General features: G+C 61.6%; 12 protein-coding genes. 2 read left to right on the top strand and 10 right to left on the bottom strand.

Annotated elements, in window-relative coordinates:
* Nucleotides 1–111: 111 nt before the first annotated feature.
* Genes ACY8D3_RS00655 through ACY8D3_RS00645 form a run of 3 tightly spaced genes read right to left on the bottom strand, consistent with a single transcriptional unit; the run spans nucleotide 112 to nucleotide 3,346 of the window.
* Nucleotides 112–732, bottom strand: coding sequence for a YitT family protein (locus ACY8D3_RS00655; protein ID WP_462381034.1), 621 nt, complete (start codon nucleotides 730–732; stop codon nucleotides 112–114).
* Nucleotides 729–1,925, bottom strand: a complete 1,197-nt coding sequence (locus tag ACY8D3_RS00650) for an amino acid aminotransferase (RefSeq protein WP_462381032.1) — start codon at nucleotides 1,923–1,925, stop codon at nucleotides 729–731. Before ACY8D3_RS00650 ends, ACY8D3_RS00655 begins: the two co-directional genes overlap by 4 nt.
* Nucleotides 1,926–1,927: 2 nt before the next feature.
* On the bottom strand, nucleotides 1,928–3,346 hold the full coding sequence (locus ACY8D3_RS00645; protein WP_462381030.1) for a M20 family metallopeptidase: 1,419 nt from the start codon (nucleotides 3,344–3,346) through the stop codon (nucleotides 1,928–1,930).
* 148 nt (nucleotides 3,347–3,494) lie between these two features.
* On the opposite strand from ACY8D3_RS00645, the gene ACY8D3_RS00640 reads away from it, so the two are divergent.
* Complete coding sequence (locus tag ACY8D3_RS00640; protein WP_462381028.1) at nucleotides 3,495–4,400, top strand: LysR family transcriptional regulator; 906 nt, start codon at nucleotides 3,495–3,497, stop codon at nucleotides 4,398–4,400.
* A gap of 166 nt (nucleotides 4,401–4,566) precedes the next feature.
* Here the strand turns inward: ACY8D3_RS00640 and ACY8D3_RS00635 are convergent, their stop codons facing one another.
* From ACY8D3_RS00635 to ACY8D3_RS00605, 7 genes are all read right to left on the bottom strand, one after another.
* Nucleotides 4,567–5,814, bottom strand: a complete 1,248-nt coding sequence (locus tag ACY8D3_RS00635; RefSeq protein ID WP_462381027.1) for an OprD family outer membrane porin — start codon at nucleotides 5,812–5,814, stop codon at nucleotides 4,567–4,569.
* Nucleotides 5,815–5,939: 125 nt separating this feature from the next.
* Nucleotides 5,940–7,241 (bottom strand): MFS transporter, encoded by a 1,302-nt coding sequence (locus ACY8D3_RS00630; protein WP_462381025.1) that lies wholly within the window; start codon nucleotides 7,239–7,241, stop codon nucleotides 5,940–5,942.
* Nucleotides 7,242–7,556: 315 nt separating this feature from the next.
* Nucleotides 7,557–8,756 carry a hybrid sensor histidine kinase/response regulator gene (locus ACY8D3_RS00625; protein ID WP_462381023.1) on the bottom strand — a complete coding sequence of 400 codons (1,200 nt, stop codon included), beginning with the start codon at nucleotides 8,754–8,756 and terminating at the stop codon, nucleotides 7,557–7,559.
* 3 nt (nucleotides 8,757–8,759) lie between these two features.
* Nucleotides 8,760–9,353 carry a chemotaxis protein CheB gene (locus tag ACY8D3_RS00620; protein ID WP_462381022.1) on the bottom strand — a complete coding sequence of 198 codons (594 nt, stop codon included), beginning with the start codon at nucleotides 9,351–9,353 and terminating at the stop codon, nucleotides 8,760–8,762.
* A gap of 8 nt (nucleotides 9,354–9,361) precedes the next feature.
* Nucleotides 9,362–10,180: a CheR family methyltransferase gene (locus ACY8D3_RS00615; RefSeq protein ID WP_462384497.1), complete on the bottom strand. Its 819-nt coding sequence runs from the start codon at nucleotides 10,178–10,180 to the stop codon at nucleotides 9,362–9,364.
* A 125-nt stretch (nucleotides 10,181–10,305) separates the two neighbouring features.
* Complete coding sequence (locus ACY8D3_RS00610) at nucleotides 10,306–13,842, bottom strand: response regulator (protein WP_462381020.1); 3,537 nt, start codon at nucleotides 13,840–13,842, stop codon at nucleotides 10,306–10,308.
* Nucleotides 13,843–13,968: 126 nt separating this feature from the next.
* Complete coding sequence (locus tag ACY8D3_RS00605; protein ID WP_462381018.1) at nucleotides 13,969–14,127, bottom strand: YqaE/Pmp3 family membrane protein; 159 nt, start codon at nucleotides 14,125–14,127, stop codon at nucleotides 13,969–13,971.
* Between the two features lie 207 nt (nucleotides 14,128–14,334).
* Here ACY8D3_RS00605 and ACY8D3_RS00600 point away from each other — a divergent pair, with 207 nt between their 5' ends.
* Complete coding sequence (locus ACY8D3_RS00600; RefSeq protein WP_462381016.1) at nucleotides 14,335–15,249, top strand: siderophore ABC transporter substrate-binding protein; 915 nt, start codon at nucleotides 14,335–14,337, stop codon at nucleotides 15,247–15,249.
* Nucleotides 15,250–15,276 lie beyond the last annotated feature (27 nt).

The following is a 15,276-nucleotide window of genomic DNA, read 5'->3' as shown; positions in this document are numbered from 1 at the left end:
TGTGAAAGGCCGGCGGCAGGGCCAAGCCTTTGACGCGACGGGGTGCCCGCGTCGAATGGAGCAAACCGTGTAGGAGAAGAAGAAAGGCGCCCGTCTAGAGGCCGCCCTTTCTCAGCTGAACCCGTTGTACCGGGCCTTCTTGAAGTTCAGGATCATGATGGCGTTGATGATGGCGGCGCCGATGACCGAATACAGCGCGGACGCCCAGGAAACCACGAAGAACGCAGTGAGCAGAATGAGGCTGTCGATGGCCATCTGCACCTTGCCGGCACTGATCCCGTAGCGATCCTGCCAGTAAAGCGCGAGGATCGTGACGCCGCCCAGGCTAGCGCCATGGCGGAATACCAGAATGAACCCGACACCGATCAGACAACCGCCAAAGATGGCCGCAAACAGCGGATCGATCTGCTGGAGGGAGACCACACGCGGGATAAGATCGCTGAACAATGACAGCGCCGTGATCGCCGCGAAGGTTCGCAGGATGAAGGCCAGTCCCATCCGCTTGTAGCCCAGGTAGTAGAACGGCAGGTTGATCAGAAAGAAGCACGCCCCCACGGACAGACCGCTCAGGTAATGGCCCAGCAACGCCAATCCTGCCGCGCCCCCGGTCAGGAATTGACCGTGGGCATACAGGTTGAGGCCAAACGCGATGATGAGCGTTCCGACGAGGATGGCCTGCACATCCTCGACGAGGGTATGGCGCTCCCGCAGGCTCGATGATGCTTCGCTCATCCGTCGAGGCCGGCCTTCAGCGCAGCGGCCAACTCATCCACGCGGTTGGCCGCCAGCCCCGAGATGTTCACGCGGCCACTGCCGACCAGGTATACACCGGACTGCTCGCGCACGCGCAGGACGTAGTCAGGCGTCATGCCCAGATTGGAGAACATGCCCTTCTGCTGCGCGACGGCCGCGAACGGCTCGAAGGCATCGATAGCCTTGAGGGCGTCGCACAGCGCGCTGCGCAAGGCGTTGACCCGCTGGCACATGTGCGCAAGCTCTGCCTTCCACTGCGTGCGTAGCGCTTCGTCGCCAAGCACGCGCGTGACAATCTGCGCGCCATGCGAAGGCGGCATGGACCACAGGCAACGGGCACTGTCGATCATCTGAGACTTCACCGCAGCCACTTTGGCAGCGCTGTCGGCACTCACCAGCAGCGCGCCGGTACGCTCGCGGTAGATACCGAAGTTCTTCGAGCAGGACACACTGGCCAGTACCTCAGGCAACGCATCGCAGAAGAGCCTAAGTGACCATGCATCCTCGTCCAACCCGGCACCAAAGCCTTGGTAAGCCAGGTCGAACAGCGGCAGGATGCCCTTCGCCTTCACGGCCGCGAGGATCGCGTGCCATTGCTCCTGCGTCGGATCGATGCCGGTTGGGTTATGGCAGCAGCCATGGAGCAACACGGCGTCGCCGGTATTGAGTTCAGCAATCCCCGCCAGCAGCGCGTCGAGATTGAAGGTGCCCTCGGGCGTCAGGTGAGCACACGTTTTTACCGAAAGCCCTGCGCGTTCGAAGATCGGCTGGTGGATCGGCCAGGTCGGCACCCCGATAAGAACCGTCTTCACCGAGGTGCGGGTCAGGAACTCACCCATCAGGCGCAGTGCACCCGTGCCGCCGGGCGTCTGGACGGCTGCATAGTGGTCGCCGACCAGTGCCGCTGCGGCATCTCCCATCGCAAGCGGAACGATCTCGCGCTCGAACCCAGGGACGCCAGCGGTACTGAGGTAGGCTTTGCTGGTTTCGTTTTCGAGCAACCATGCTTCGGCCGCCTTGACCGCAGCCAGCACCGGTGTCTGTCCATGCTCGTCCTTGTAGATCCCGACGCCCAGATCCATCTTGCTCGGCCGCGTATCGCTCGCGTAAACCGCCATGAGGCCCAGGATGGGGTCGTCGGGAAGAATTTGCAGGTGATCGAAAACGGGCATGGTCAGACTCCGGCCGGTGAGTTAAAAGGTGCTGTCGGTTCACCCAGGTCCCAAAACAGACCGGCCGCGGCTTTCAGGCCCTGCACGACGACGCTTTCGAGCAAATGCTCATCGGGCGCGTGCTGCTTGCAGGACGGATACGAATGCGGCAGCCAGACGGTGGGGAGACCCAGGACATCGGCAAAGCAGTGATTGGGGATGGTACCCCCAAGGTTGGGCAGGATGCTCACGGTTTCGCCCAGCGACTGAGCCACCGAAGCCTGGGCAAACGTGACCCACGGATGGCGGGGGTCTAGCCGGGTCGCCGCATAGCCGCCGTCCTGGACGACTGCCACGCTCTCGAACCCATGGGCGTCCAGATGCGCGCGGAGCTTCTGCGGGACGGCTCGCCAGTCGGTACCTTCGACGAAGCGCAGCTGACAAATCGCCTCGGCGCGGCCAGGAATCGCACCGACTGGCCGCTCTGTGCTGCCGGCCGATAATCCGATGATTTCGAGCGTATTGGAGCCGAAGACCTTTTCACCTGGTGACAGCTCAGCTTCGCCCCAGTCCGCGTCGAGTCGAGGGTCGAACGCCTCGCCGCCAACGGGTAAGGTTTTTACGAGATCGGCGACGTAAGCCGGCATGGCCGGGGGGCGAAGAAACTCGGCGGTCAGTCGCCCCTTCGCAGTCATCAGTGTGCCCAGTGCATGGCATAGAACCGTCGCAGGGTTGGCGATCAGCCCGCCCCAGTTGCCCGAGTGACGTGCGCCGTTGCCTGTTTCCAGCACCAGCCGAAACTGGCAGACCCCGCGCGACCCAAGGAACAGCGTCGGAAGGTCGTGGCGTACCCGTGGCCCATCAGAAGCCAGAAAGAGGTCGGCCGCCAATTCCTCCGCGTGCTCACGGCACGCTTGCTCCAGGCCGGGAGAGCCCACTTCCTCGCTCATTTCAAAAAGAATCTTCAGGTTGTAACCGAGCCGCCCCCCTCGCGCCTCGAGTACAGCCTCAAGGGCCGCGAGGTTGATGCTGTGCTGGCCCTTGTTATCCGCAGTGCCGCGGCCGAATAACCGTCCATTGGCAGCAGCCAGACGCCACGGGCCCTCCCCCTCCGCCCAGAGCTCTTCCTGCCCGGCGGTGACATCACCATGCCCATAGGTCAGCAGCGTAGGCAGCTGCGGATCCTCGATCCGCTGACCGATAAGCAGTGGTGGCTTGCCGTCGACAGGGTTCGGAATCACGCGGCAGGAAAATCCCAGGCGGGTCAGCAGCGGCCCTATCTCATCGTCGAGATAGCGTTGCAGAAATGGCGCACACGCGGGGTTCTGGCTCTCCGTGCGCAAGGCAACGCGGCGTGCCAGTGCCTTGTGGAATTCACCGGATTCGAACGAGGCGACGGCAAGCGCCTGGGCGTATTCGCGTGTGCTTGGCTGGACAGACATGACGACTCCAATAGCGGAACGGGTGGCCGGTTGATGAGCTTGCCGTTTAGAGTAAGCCCCGGCGAACCCTTGCCACAATTGTTAGCTCGGCAAGCTAACGTTCTCACCTGAGCAAACCTCATTCCAGACGCCATGCGGATAACTCGCCATGCAGGAATTACAGCTGCGCTTCTTCACCGCGGTCGCACGGACCGGATCCCTGTCCGCGGCGGCGGAACAGCTTCACGTTGCCGTTTCGGCGGTGAGCCGGCAGATCAGCAATCTCGAGGACGGGCTTGGCTTGCAGCTGTTCGAGCGCAGGCCGCGCGGCATGCAACTGACCGAACCCGGGGAGATCCTGCTCGCGTATGCCACCCGCAATATGCTGGAAGTGAAGAATGTGCTGGCTGAGATGCGGGGCCTCAATACGCTCCAGCAGCACACCATCAAGCTGGCCTGCCCTGAAGGCATGGCGTGGCACTTCCTGCCGCGCGTGATGGCGGCGTTCCGCGGGTTTCATCCAGGGGCGAAGTTCGACGTGCAGGTAGTGGATGCTGCCCACGCGTCAGCGCTCGTAAAAGATGGCGTCGTGGACATTGCGTTGACGTTCAGCCTAACCCCTATTCAGGGCGTCGAGATCGCGATGAGTATCGGCGCTCCCATCGGAGCGCTGATGCACGGCGATCATCCGCTCGCGACCCGTGCAGAGCTGACGGTAGCGGACCTGGCCGACCATCCGCTGGCGCTTTCGCCTGCCGGCTCGACCATGCGCTATCTGTTCGATATCGCCTGCAACCTGCGCGGCGTCACGATCGTGCCCGCGCTGACCAGCGCGTCGCTCGGTACGATCTACACCATGGTCGCGCAATCGCGCGACGTCATCGCGCTATGCGGGGCGGTAACGGTGCACGGTCGGCCGGAGCGCGACGACTTGGTCTTCGTCCCGCTGGCCGACCCACAGATGAGTCAGCGAAGCCTGCAAGTACAAGTCATGGCCGGGCGCAAGATGCCGGTATTGATCCGCTACTTCCTTAGCTTCTTGGAAGAGCAACTGACCACGGCCAGCCGCAGCTAATAGGGCGGCTTGGCCAGGCAGCGCCAGGTTCTGTACGAAAAGTCGTCGAGCGAAGGTCAGGCGAGGCAAAAACGGGCGAGGTAGCGGAGTTTACGTGCTGTAAATGAGCATTCCGAACCCGTTTTTAACGAAGCATCACCGAGCGCAGGCACTTTTCGTACGGAGCCTAGAAGATATCCACGAGGTAGGTCAGGGCCAGCCGGTTCTCGTCGTACTTCGTGGCGTTGCGCGTGTCGACATGGATGTTCATGTATTGGACGCCGAAGCCTTTCCACGGGCCGCTGGGCGCTACGTAGGTCGCCATCAGCGTGCGCTCCGTTTCCGAGCTCTGGTTGCCGAGGTTGATGCCCGTCCCTTTCATGTAGCGCGCCATGAGCCGCAGACCCGGCACGCCGAAGCCGGCCATGTCATAGTCGTAGCGCACCTGCCAGGAGCGCTCGCCCGGTTTGACGAAGCCCAGCGCTGACCAGTTGATCAGGTAGGGTGCCGGCGCATAGTTGTTGAAGGTTGGGAAGACGTCCTGCCCCTGCATCCGCTGGTAACCCACACCAAACTGATGGGAGCCCTTGCCTACGCTCACCATCGCGCCATAGGTGCGGTTGTCGACGCGGCCCGACAACGCACGCCCTGCCTCCTTGTTATCGAAGTAACGTGCATCGGCCCGCAGGCTGTACTCGTTCGCCAGGCGCGTCCGATAAGCCAGGCCCGTGTAGTGCTGTCGGTAGATGTCTTCCAGTTCGCCGTAGAAGTAGGTGCCGGTCAGGTCCGGCGTGAATGCGTAACTGGCGCCTGCGAAGTTGAGCCCGTCACTGGCCTGTGTACGGCGGTTATCACCCCACAGGTAGATGCGTTCGTAGTTGGATGAGTCTCGTCCGGCGATTCGCCAGAAGCGCCCGGCCGTGAGCGTTAGGTGCTCGACCTCCTTCGACTCCAGCAATGCTCCCTGATAGGTCGTTACCAGCTGCCGCGAGGGGTCATAAGAGGCGACCGGTAGGTTCGGTGTCTGCTCACCCACGCGCAGTTCCGTCCTGGAATAGCGCAGCTTGAGCGTACCGTTGGCGCGGCCATAGTCGTGAACGGGCGTACCGTCCGTTTCCAGCGGCAGGATGCCATCTGCGGCGCGCCCGCCGCCGCCGTCCAACCGAATAGCGTACTGGCCACGCAGGTCGAAACCCACCTGCACCGGCGTGTCGGTATAGCCCGACTGGAAGTGCAGATTGAAGCCCTGCGACCAGCTGCTGTTGCGCGACTTCGGCGCGTCGCTCTGCTTGAAATCGCGATCCACATAGAAGTTTCGCAGCCCGAGGGACAGGTGGCTGTCATCCTTTAGGTCTGCATGGCTTGCCGTGCTTGCACCGAGTGCCGCCGAGGCGAACAGTCCCAGTACGTCACGCTTCATCGAAGGTTGCCGCATGATGATTCCTTATCCAGACGCCCTGGGTAGCGGCTCTAGACCGCAAGGCAAGGGTCGCCCGCGCTACAGCGCAGACGACCACGATTCAGGGATGCGAGCGCAGACGGGCCCGCAGGGTCCGACGTTCAGCGCATCCGCAAGCGGCTCTGAATGGTCAGCAGGGTAATTAGGCTCAGCATGCCGGTGAGCAGGAGGTAGAAGCTGGGCGCCATGACGTTGCCGGTGGCGCCGATCAACCAGGCGATGAAGAACGGTGTGAAGCTGCCGAACACGGTCGTACCGATGTTGTAGCTCAGCGCCATTCCCGTTGCTCGAACCTGTGTGGGAAAAAGCTCCGACATCAATGCGGGAAGGCCACCGAAATAGAGGGACTTCAGGAAGCTCAGCCAGAACAGAACCGCCAGTAGTGTCGCCAACGTCGCGTTACCGGCAAGCCACATGAAGGATGGGTAGATGCTCAGGACGAATACCAGCGCGGCCCCCACCATGATACGTGTACGCCCGTAACGGTCCGACAGGTGCCCAATGAAGGGCGTCAGCACGGTCAGGATCAGGCCGCTGAGCAATGTACCGGCGAACCCAACGGATGCCGTGAGCCCCAGTTGCTTCACCGCGTAGGTGGGCATGTAGATGATGGTGTAGCTCACCGAGGTCGACAGCACCAGCGCGCCTACCGCCAGCAGCATCCTGAACTTGTGCCGGGCGAACAGTTCTCCCGCAGGGGCGTGAACCTGTTCAGCCGCCTTGAACTCGCCCGCTTCCTCGATATGACGGCGGATGTAGAGCCCGACGGGCCCGATCAGCAGGCCGAATAAAAACGGGATCCGCCAGCCCCAGCTTTCCAGCTGGTCTGTGGTCAGGGTCGTGGTCAGCAACAGACCGAACCCGGATCCCAGCAAACCGCTGACACCCTGGCTTGCGAACATGAAGCTGGAGATCAGCCCCTTGCGCTCCGGTGCGTGCTCGGTAAGCAGTGCGACTGCACTTCCAAACTCGCCCCCCGCCGAGAAGCCCTGCAGCAACCGGGCCGCAAAGATCCCCAGCGGCGCCAGCAGCCCGATGGTCTCGTAGGTGGGCATGATGGCGATGAGGAACGTTCCGAACATCATGAGCCAGATCGAGATCAACATCGCAGCCTTGCGACCAACCCGGTCGGCATACGAGCCCAGCACCAACGCGCCGAGCGGGCGTATCAGGTAGGAAACGGCGAACGTCCCCAGGGCCAGTAGCAGCGAGACGGTCTCGTTGTCCGTCGGGAAGAACAGCTTGGAAATGGTCATGGCGAAGAAGCCATAGACGATGAGATCGAACCACTCCAGGGCGTTGCCGATGGAAGAAGCGATGACCAGTTTATAAAGTTTGCTGCGAGGCATGGCTCGAGGCGCGGCGACGTCGCCGTCCGGTGCTGCAATGGCACTGTTGTTCATGGACCGTCTCCACATTCCTCAGAAGGCAAAAGCCGGGCGCGAGGCACGCGTCCGACGAAGCGAATGTGAAGTGCGCTGGGGTTTACCACAATTATTCATTTCAGAAGATTTACTTGCCTGTAATGCAAACGTCACCTTAGCGCGTGTGCACTGTTTGGTCCGCATGGAACACATGATACCCGCGAAAACGCGCCGTTTGCGGTGTGCGCTTAACCCGGACCAACGAGAAACGTTGTCGTATGCACGGCATCGTGCGCTGTTATGGCGCAGGCCTGCAGCGCTCGCGCTTTTGCCACCGTTCGATAGATGCCGCGCTCAACCCAGCGACTGCTGGAACGGCAGCTCGATACGGAACGTCGAGCCCTTGCCCGGCTCGCTGCGCACGGAAATTCGCCCGCCGTGGGCTTTGACGATCTGGTCAGCGATGAACAGCCCGAGGCCCAGGCCGGCGATCTGTTCGGCGCCCTCGGCGCGTTCGAACTGGCTGAAGATGCGGCGCTGATCTTCTTCGGAAATGCCAATGCCGCGATCTTCGACTTCCAGCCAGGCCGAGCGCTCGTCACTGGCCACCCGCACCGTGACGGGCTGGCCGCGGCCGTAACGCAGGGCGTTGGTCAGGAGATTGGCGAGCACCTGTTCGATACGAAATTCATCCCACATGCCCACCACGGGTGACTGGATCTCGCGGATGATCTGGTTGTCCGCCTGATCGAATTGCGCAGCGAAGCCGTCGAGCACCTTTTCGGTGAGCTCGGCGAGATTGAGCGCTGCGGTGCGGATCGACAGTTTTCCAGTGCGGATACGACTGATATCGAGCATGTCGTCGATCAGGCGCATCAGGCGACGTATCTGGCGCTCGTCCTTGTCGACCATTCCTTGAAGGCGCTCCGGGCTGAACGCCGCGAGATTGCCCTTTTCCAGATAGAGCCGGCGAAGCTGGACTTCCAGGATAAGCGTATTGAGCGGCGTTTTGAGCTCATGCGACACAACCGACATGAAGTCATCCCGCATGCGGATCGCCCGCTGCAATTCGCCCTGCGTGTGACGCAGATCCAACAGCAGTTGTTCCTGCTCCTGACGGCTGCGTTCGAGCTCGCTCAGCTGCGTACGCAACTGCTTGCGCTGGCGCCAGAGTTCGACGAAAACGTTCACCTTGCTGCGCACCGTGTGGGCGTCGAGCGGTTTGTGCAGGAAGTCGACCGCGCCGGTCTCGTACCCTTTGAACGCGTAGTTCTGTTCACGCCCAGCGGCCGAGACGAACACGATCGGAATGTGCCGCGTGCGCTCGGCGCCGCGCATCATTTCCGCCAGTTGGAACCCGTCCATGCCGGGCATCTGGACGTCGAGGATAGCGAGCGCAAACTCGTGGCGAAGCAGGAGTTCGAGCGCCTCCTCACCAGAAGCGGCCTTGAACACCTGGGTAACGTCGCTGCGGATCAATGCCTCGAGTGCGAGAAGATTCTCGGGCAGATCGTCGACGATCAGTAGCTTGGCCGGCTCTATAGATGGATACATGGGTCAGCAATCCAGCTGCAACAGCATTTCACGGAGCCCAGCCAATGGCAGGACATGATTGGGGGTGAACAGCGCCAGTGCTGCGCGCGGCATGACGTCGACCTGTGCCTCATCCGGGTCCTGGACGAAGGTCAGGCCGCCTGCCTGGGCGATCACGTGCAGCCCGGCGGCACCGTCGGCATTCGCGCCGGTCAGCAGTACACCCGCCAGAGAAGCGCCCCAGGCATCAGCTGCACTTTCGAACAGCATATCGATGGAGGGACGCGAATAATGCAGGCGAGGATCGACACTCAACGAAAAGTAGCGATCCGGCTCAATCAACAGATGATAGCCCGGTGGTGCGAAATAGAGGCTACCGGATTCGATTTCCATCTTGTCATTGGCTTCGTACACCTTGAGGGCAAGGCGCCGTTGGAAGATCTCGGCCAACTGACTTGGCGTACCCTCCGGCACATGCTGCACAACGATGATGGGCAATCCATAATCCGACGGAAAGCCTGCCAGCAACTTGCTCAACGCCTCCAGGCCACCGGCAGATACGCCGATGACGATCGCCTCGACTCGGCGAGGGGCCTGTCCTGCGCGTCCGTGTGCCATCGTGGTACTCATCGTTTGCGAAAGATCCGTTCGCGCCGCGCAACGGGTTCGAACGCGGCAGCGTGGGCGCCGAAATCGAGGCTTTCCTTGCTGCCGAGCCCCAGGAATCCCCGGTGGCCCAACGACTCCCGGAACAGCCCTATCGCGCGGTCCTGCAGCCCACGATTGAAGTAGATCAGCACGTTCCGACAGGAGATGAATTGCGTCTCCGCAAAAACACTGTCGGTCGCCAGGCTGTGGTCCGCGAACGTGACACGCTCGCGCAAACGCTTGTCGATCAGGACCGCGTCATAGGCCGCAGTGTAGTACTCGGAGAAGCTGCGGCGGCCACCTGACTTCTGGTAGTTCTCCGTGTAGAGCCGCACGTTATCCACGCTGTAGACGCCGGCGCGAGCCTTCTCGAGCGATCGCGGGTTGATGTCGGTGGCGTAGATATGGGCGCGCTCGAGCAATCCTTCCTCATCAAGCAGGATGGCCATGGAATACACCTCTTCGCCCGTGCTGCACCCGGCGATCCAGATGTTCAGCGAAGGATAGGTCCGCAACAGCGGAACGACCTGCTGGCGCAGGGCGAGGTAGTACTCCGGATCGCGGAACATCTCGCTCACCGGAATGGTGAGGTACTGCAGCAGCGACATGAAGGCCTGCGAGTCGTGCAGAACCTTGCCCTGCAGCTCCGACACGCTTTCGCACTCCAGTGCCCTTACCGCCTGAACGATACGTCGCTTCATCGACGCTACCGCATAGTCGCGGAAGTCGTAGCTGTAGCGCACGTATATTGCCTCGATCAGCAGCCTCAGCTCGATATCGAGCACGCGCTCCGACATTTTTGAAATACCCTTGGGGTCCTTCACTTCGACCCATCCGTTACCGATGCTTTTCTGAAGGCATCGGACACGCGCGCAAGCCAGACGTGCCCGATCCTCCTTCCAAACGAACGCCAAGGCTCGTTTTAGAAGACTTCCAGCTTCGGCAACCAGACGCGAATCAGCGAGAACAGCCTGTCCAGGTCGATCGGCTTGGCAAGGTAGTCATTGGCCCCGGCGCGAAGGCAACGGTCCTGGTCATCCTTCATTGCCTTGGCGGTAACTGCGATGATCGGCAGGCGCTTGAAACGGGGATCCTTGCGGATACGCTCCGTGGCTTCGTAGCCATCCATCTCCGGCATCATGATGTCCATCAGCACCAGGTCGATGGCCGGCTCCTTGTCCAGCTTGTCCAGTGCCTCGATGCCGTTACGCGCGATCTCGACCTGTGCGCCCTTGTGCTCCAGGGCACTCGTCAGCGCGAAGATATTGCGTACGTCGTCATCGACCAGGAGGATCCGTCGGCCCTCGAAGGCACGGTCGCGATTACGTACCGTCTTGAGCATGCGCTGACGCTCCAGCGGCATGTCGGCCTCGACCTTGTGCAGGAACAGCGTGACTTCATCGAGCAGCCGTTCGGGCGAGCGCGCGCCCTTGATGATGATCGAGCGTGAATACTTGAGCAGCTCGGCCTCCTCATCCCGACTGAGGTTGCGCCCGGTATACACGATCACCGGCGGGAAGGAGCAGATGTCCTCTTCGGTCATGCGCGCCAGCAGCTCGCTGCCATCCATGTCCGGCAGCTTGAGGTCGATGATCATGCAATCGAACACCGTATCCTTGAGCTGCTCCAGCGCCAGGCCGCCCTGACCGACAGCCACGATTTCGATGTCAGCGTCCTCGATCAGCTTGCCGATGCTTTCACGCTGAAGATCGTCGTCCTCGACGACCAGTACGCGCTTCACCTTCTGCTCGAGCTTGGCTTCCAGCCTCGCGAACACCTGCTTGAGATCGTCGCGGCTCACCGGCTTCATCGCATAACCCACGGCACCCATGTGCAACGCGGCATCGCGGCGGTCTTCAACCGAACAGATATGCACGGGAATGTGGCGAGTACGTGGATTTTCCTTCAGCCGCTCGAGTACCGTCAGCCCCGAATGATCAGGCAGGCGCATGTCGAGCAGAATGGCGTCCGGCTGGTATTCCTCAGCGAGGCTGAACCCCTCGTCCGCGGCATGCGCCACGAGGCAGTTGTAACTCAGCTCATGGGCAAGATCGAAAAGGATCTTGGCAAACTGCGGCTCATCCTCGATGACCAGCACGCTGCGGCCTTCCGCTGCCATGCGATTGCGGTCGTCCTCGAAGGTGGGCGCTGGTGGAGGCGTCGCCGACTTCGCCGCGGGTGCGGGCGCCCGTGGCGTCGTGCGTGCCGGGGCCGGTGGCAGTGCGTTCTGGACAGGCTCGGGACGGCTGACCGGCGCCACCGGTGCAGTCGGTGCCAACATGCCCGCCTCGCCCTCGACGAACCGCTGTGGGACCGTCAGCACAAATTCGCTGCCCTTGCCGACTTCGCTCGAGACGGTAATTTCGGCACCGAGGCGGTGCGCGAACTCACGTGAGATGGAGAGGCCAAGACCGGTCCCGCCATAACGGCGATTGGTCGTGCCATCGGCCTGACGGAATGCTTCGAAGATGACTTCCTGCTGCTCCTGCGGAATTCCGATCCCGCTATCTCGCACCACGAAGGCCACGCGACCTTCCGAGGCGGGCCGTACGTGCAGCCTCACCTCACCTGAATCCGTGAACTTGATGGCGTTCGAAAGCAGATTCTTGAGGATCTGTTCGAGCCGCTGGATATCGGTGTGGATGCTCGCAGGCAACCCTTCGGCGAAATCGACGACCAGATCCAGGCCCTTCTGACCGGCCAACGGTGAGAAAAGGCTGCGCAGGTTGTCGCCCAGGCGCTGAATCCCCGCGTCCTCCAGCACAAGATCCAGCTTTCCGGCTTCGACCTTGGACAGGTCCAGAATATCGTTGATGAGGGTGAGTAGATCGTTGCCGGCCGAATAGATGGAGCTGGCGAACTTGACCTGCTCTTCGGTGAGGTTGCCGTCATCGTTGTCGGCAAGCAGTTTTGCCAGGATCAACGAGCTGTTCAGCGGCGTGCGCAGCTCATGCGACATGTTCGCCAGGAACTCCGACTTGTAGCGACTCGCGCGTTGCAATTCTTCTGCGCGCGCTTCGAGCTGGCGCTGAGCCTCGCTGAGTTCGGTATTGCGATCGTCGAGCTGATCACGCTGGGCGGCCAGCGCGAGCGCCTGCTCGGACAGCTGCTCGTTGGTCTGTTCCAGCTCCGCCTGCTGCGCTTCAAGGTTCGCCTGAGACTCTTTCAGGGCAGCCGACTGCTCTTCCAGTTCCTCATTGGCACTGCGCAGCTCCTCCTGCTGGACCTGCAATTCCTCGTTGAGCGCCTGCGTCTCGGCCAGTGCCGATTGCAGGCGGTTGCGGTAGTTGGCGCCACTGATGGCAGGGCCAATGCTCGCTGCAAGCAGGCGCATGAGTTCGCGGTCCTGCTGCTCAAGCGGCCGCAGGAAGCCGAGCTCGACGACTCCCATAAGCTCACCGCTGTCGATGATCGGTACGATCAGTACGGCATGCACGTCGCTCTCGCCAACAGCCGAGCTGACCTGCAAATAGTTGGTCGGCAGGTTTTCCAAAGCAAGCGGACGGCGTTCTGCCGCGGCCTGGCCAATCAGCCCCTGACCGAACTCGACATGCTCGCGACGACGCATCTGCTCTTCGTCAAAGGCATAGGCCGCCACCCGCCGCAGGCGACCGTCTTCGGCCGAGTACAGGGCACCGACGGACATGTTGAGCTGTTGGGCCAGGAAATTGAGCGTGTTGTTGCCCACCTCCTCGACCGTCAGCTGGCCAATAAGATGCTCGGCAAGCGAGGCCTGGGCGGACTGGTACCAACTCTGGCGCTGCAACTCCTGCGCGTGGGCAGCTTCGGTCTCCAGGGCTTCAGTAAAGACGGCGGAAAGACCCAGCAACTCACGCCGCCCCCGGTAGGCAATGAGGAAACTCACGGCGAGCGTGAACAGGATGAAGATGCCTACGGCAATCGTCGTGACCCGTTCCGAATAATGGGTGCGCTCGGTTCGCAGCTGCTCTTCGGCGTCCAGTACCTGGTTGAACTGGCTGCGAACGCCGTCCAGCAGACGCTTGGCAGTTTGCGTACGAACGTCCTGAACGAAGGAAACGTCACCCTTGGCACGCTTGTCGATGGCGTTCTGGGCGTAGGTCATCCACTGCGCATGCATGTCCCGCGCCTGGCTAAGGGTAGCCGTCGCTTGCGGATTGTCCGCGGTCAGCTCGAGCAACTCGGCGAACTCTTCGTCAAGCCTGCCCTTGGCACGGTTGTAGGGCTCGAGAAAAACCGGGTCGTCGCCAACCAGATACCCGCGCATCCCGGTTTCCATGTCAATGAGCAGCTTGAACACCAGATTGCCCTGGCTGATCACGCGATCGGAGTGCTCGACATCGCGCGCGACGGAAAGCAGGTAATAGATGATGCAGACGAAGAACGCGGCACTGATGATCCCGACAGCTACAGGGATCGCGATGTTACGAGCGAGTATCCGCTGGAAGCGGCCTTCTTCCATTACAGATTTGTCGGGCATGGTTTTCCCTGAACTTCATGCGGGTATAAAGAAGCCGGCGAGCATATACCAAAGGGCGTGAAATCGAACACGTGTTCGAAAGTTCGCGCCCGGTGGTAACGATACGCCGGCTTGCGCGGTATCGGGTTAGCGGCGGGCGATGATCCAAACCGCGTGAATGATTCCTGGGATGTAACCGCAGAGCGTCAGAAGGATGTTCAGCCAGAAATGCAAGCCAAGGCCAACCTGCAGAAACACGCCGAGCGGAGGCAGGATGATGGCGAAGATGATACGGATCAGGTCCATGGGAACACTCCGATAGTGGCGAGAAGACAGCCCATGAAAGACCGCCGCGCTGCTCACGGGGTTCCGGTGGTGATGTGCCAGGTCAGGCAAACATCGTAAAGGATGCTTTTTTTCCGTCTGGGCCGCCCTTGAGCGGCGGGGTAATGATATGGTTTCTCGTTTCCAAGGCCAATTCACCGGCCGCCGACCTAGATGGAGTCTCAATCTGTGAGAAAAACAGCACTGCTCACCCTGCTCGCCGTTGCGATCGCCGGCTGCACCACGACCTCGGGCCCGCAAGACACGCTTAGCGTTACCCAGCCAAGCGGCACCGTCGAGGTCAAGCGGGACCCACAGAAGGTGGTGAGCTTCGACTTCGGTAGCGTTGACACGCTCGCTGCACTGGGCGTGGGTGAACGTGTGGTCGGCGCTGCAAGCAACCCGCCCTCCTACCTGCAACCCAATGGCCTGACGCTGGCCCCAGTCGGCTCGCTCAAGGTCCCTGATGAAAGCGCCGTACGTGCATTGAACCCGGACCTTATTCTCATCACCGGGCGTCAGGGTGAAGAAGGCACCAAACTGTCGGCGATCGCGCCAACGCTCGACATGAGTGTTGCAGGCGGCGACTATCTCGCTGGCGTACGGCAGAACGTAACGACACTGGGCAAGCTGTTCGGGCGTGAAGAGCAGGCCACCGCCGCGCTCGCCGAGCTGGACGCCGAAATTCAGCGTACCCGTGAGCATGTCCGCAAATCGAACAAGCGCACACTCGTGCTGACCTACAACGACGGCCGCTTCTCGCCGACCGAGCAGCCCATCATTTATTCGGTACTGGGCGCTCGCCGGGCGCTGCCCGCACCACCGCCCGCTGCACCGGGGGCACCACGCCAGCGCCCGCAACCCATTTCGCTGGAAGAAATTGCCGCCGCCAAGCCCGACATCATCTTCATCATCGACCGTAGCGCAGCCATTGGCGAGAAGCCGCTGAACATCGCTTCGCTCAACGGCTCGGCCCTGCTCAAGACCCCGGCCGCGAAATCCAACGACATCTTCTACCTCGACCCACCGCTCTGGTACCTCTCGGGTGGCGGCCTGCAAAGCCTGATGCTGCAGGTACAACAGATGGCCAAATCCTACCCCTGACCGGCCGATAGCGCCGGCGCCCTGCGA

The organism is Pseudomonas sp. Marseille-QA0892 (assembly GCF_054950135.1).
Note: the sequence above shows the minus strand (reverse complement) of the source record. Positions and strands in the feature narration are given on the sequence as shown.

Excerpts from the sequence above, each read along its gene's own strand:
- ACY8D3_RS00610 (WP_462381020.1), bottom strand. The coding sequence starts at position 13,842 with ATGCCCGACAAATCTGTAATGGAAGAAGGCCGCTTCCAGCGGATACTC.
- ACY8D3_RS00650 (WP_462381032.1), bottom strand. The coding sequence starts at position 1,925 with ATGCCCGTTTTCGATCACCTGCAAATTCTTCCCGACGACCCCATCCTG.
- ACY8D3_RS00625 (WP_462381023.1), bottom strand. The coding sequence starts at position 8,756 with ATGTATCCATCTATAGAGCCGGCCAAGCTACTGATCGTCGACGATCTG.
- ACY8D3_RS00605 (WP_462381018.1), bottom strand. The coding sequence starts at position 14,127 with ATGGACCTGATCCGTATCATCTTCGCCATCATCCTGCCTCCGCTCGGC.
- ACY8D3_RS00655 (WP_462381034.1), bottom strand. The coding sequence starts at position 732 with ATGAGCGAAGCATCATCGAGCCTGCGGGAGCGCCATACCCTCGTCGAG.
- ACY8D3_RS00620 (WP_462381022.1), bottom strand. The coding sequence starts at position 9,353 with ATGGCACACGGACGCGCAGGACAGGCCCCTCGCCGAGTCGAGGCGATC.
- ACY8D3_RS00615 (WP_462384497.1), bottom strand. The coding sequence starts at position 10,180 with ATGTCGGAGCGCGTGCTCGATATCGAGCTGAGGCTGCTGATCGAGGCA.
- ACY8D3_RS00635 (WP_462381027.1), bottom strand. The coding sequence starts at position 5,814 with ATGCGGCAACCTTCGATGAAGCGTGACGTACTGGGACTGTTCGCCTCG.
- ACY8D3_RS00645 (WP_462381030.1), bottom strand. The coding sequence starts at position 3,346 with ATGTCTGTCCAGCCAAGCACACGCGAATACGCCCAGGCGCTTGCCGTC.
- ACY8D3_RS00640 (WP_462381028.1), top strand. The coding sequence starts at position 3,495 with ATGCAGGAATTACAGCTGCGCTTCTTCACCGCGGTCGCACGGACCGGA.
- ACY8D3_RS00630 (WP_462381025.1), bottom strand. The coding sequence starts at position 7,241 with ATGAACAACAGTGCCATTGCAGCACCGGACGGCGACGTCGCCGCGCCT.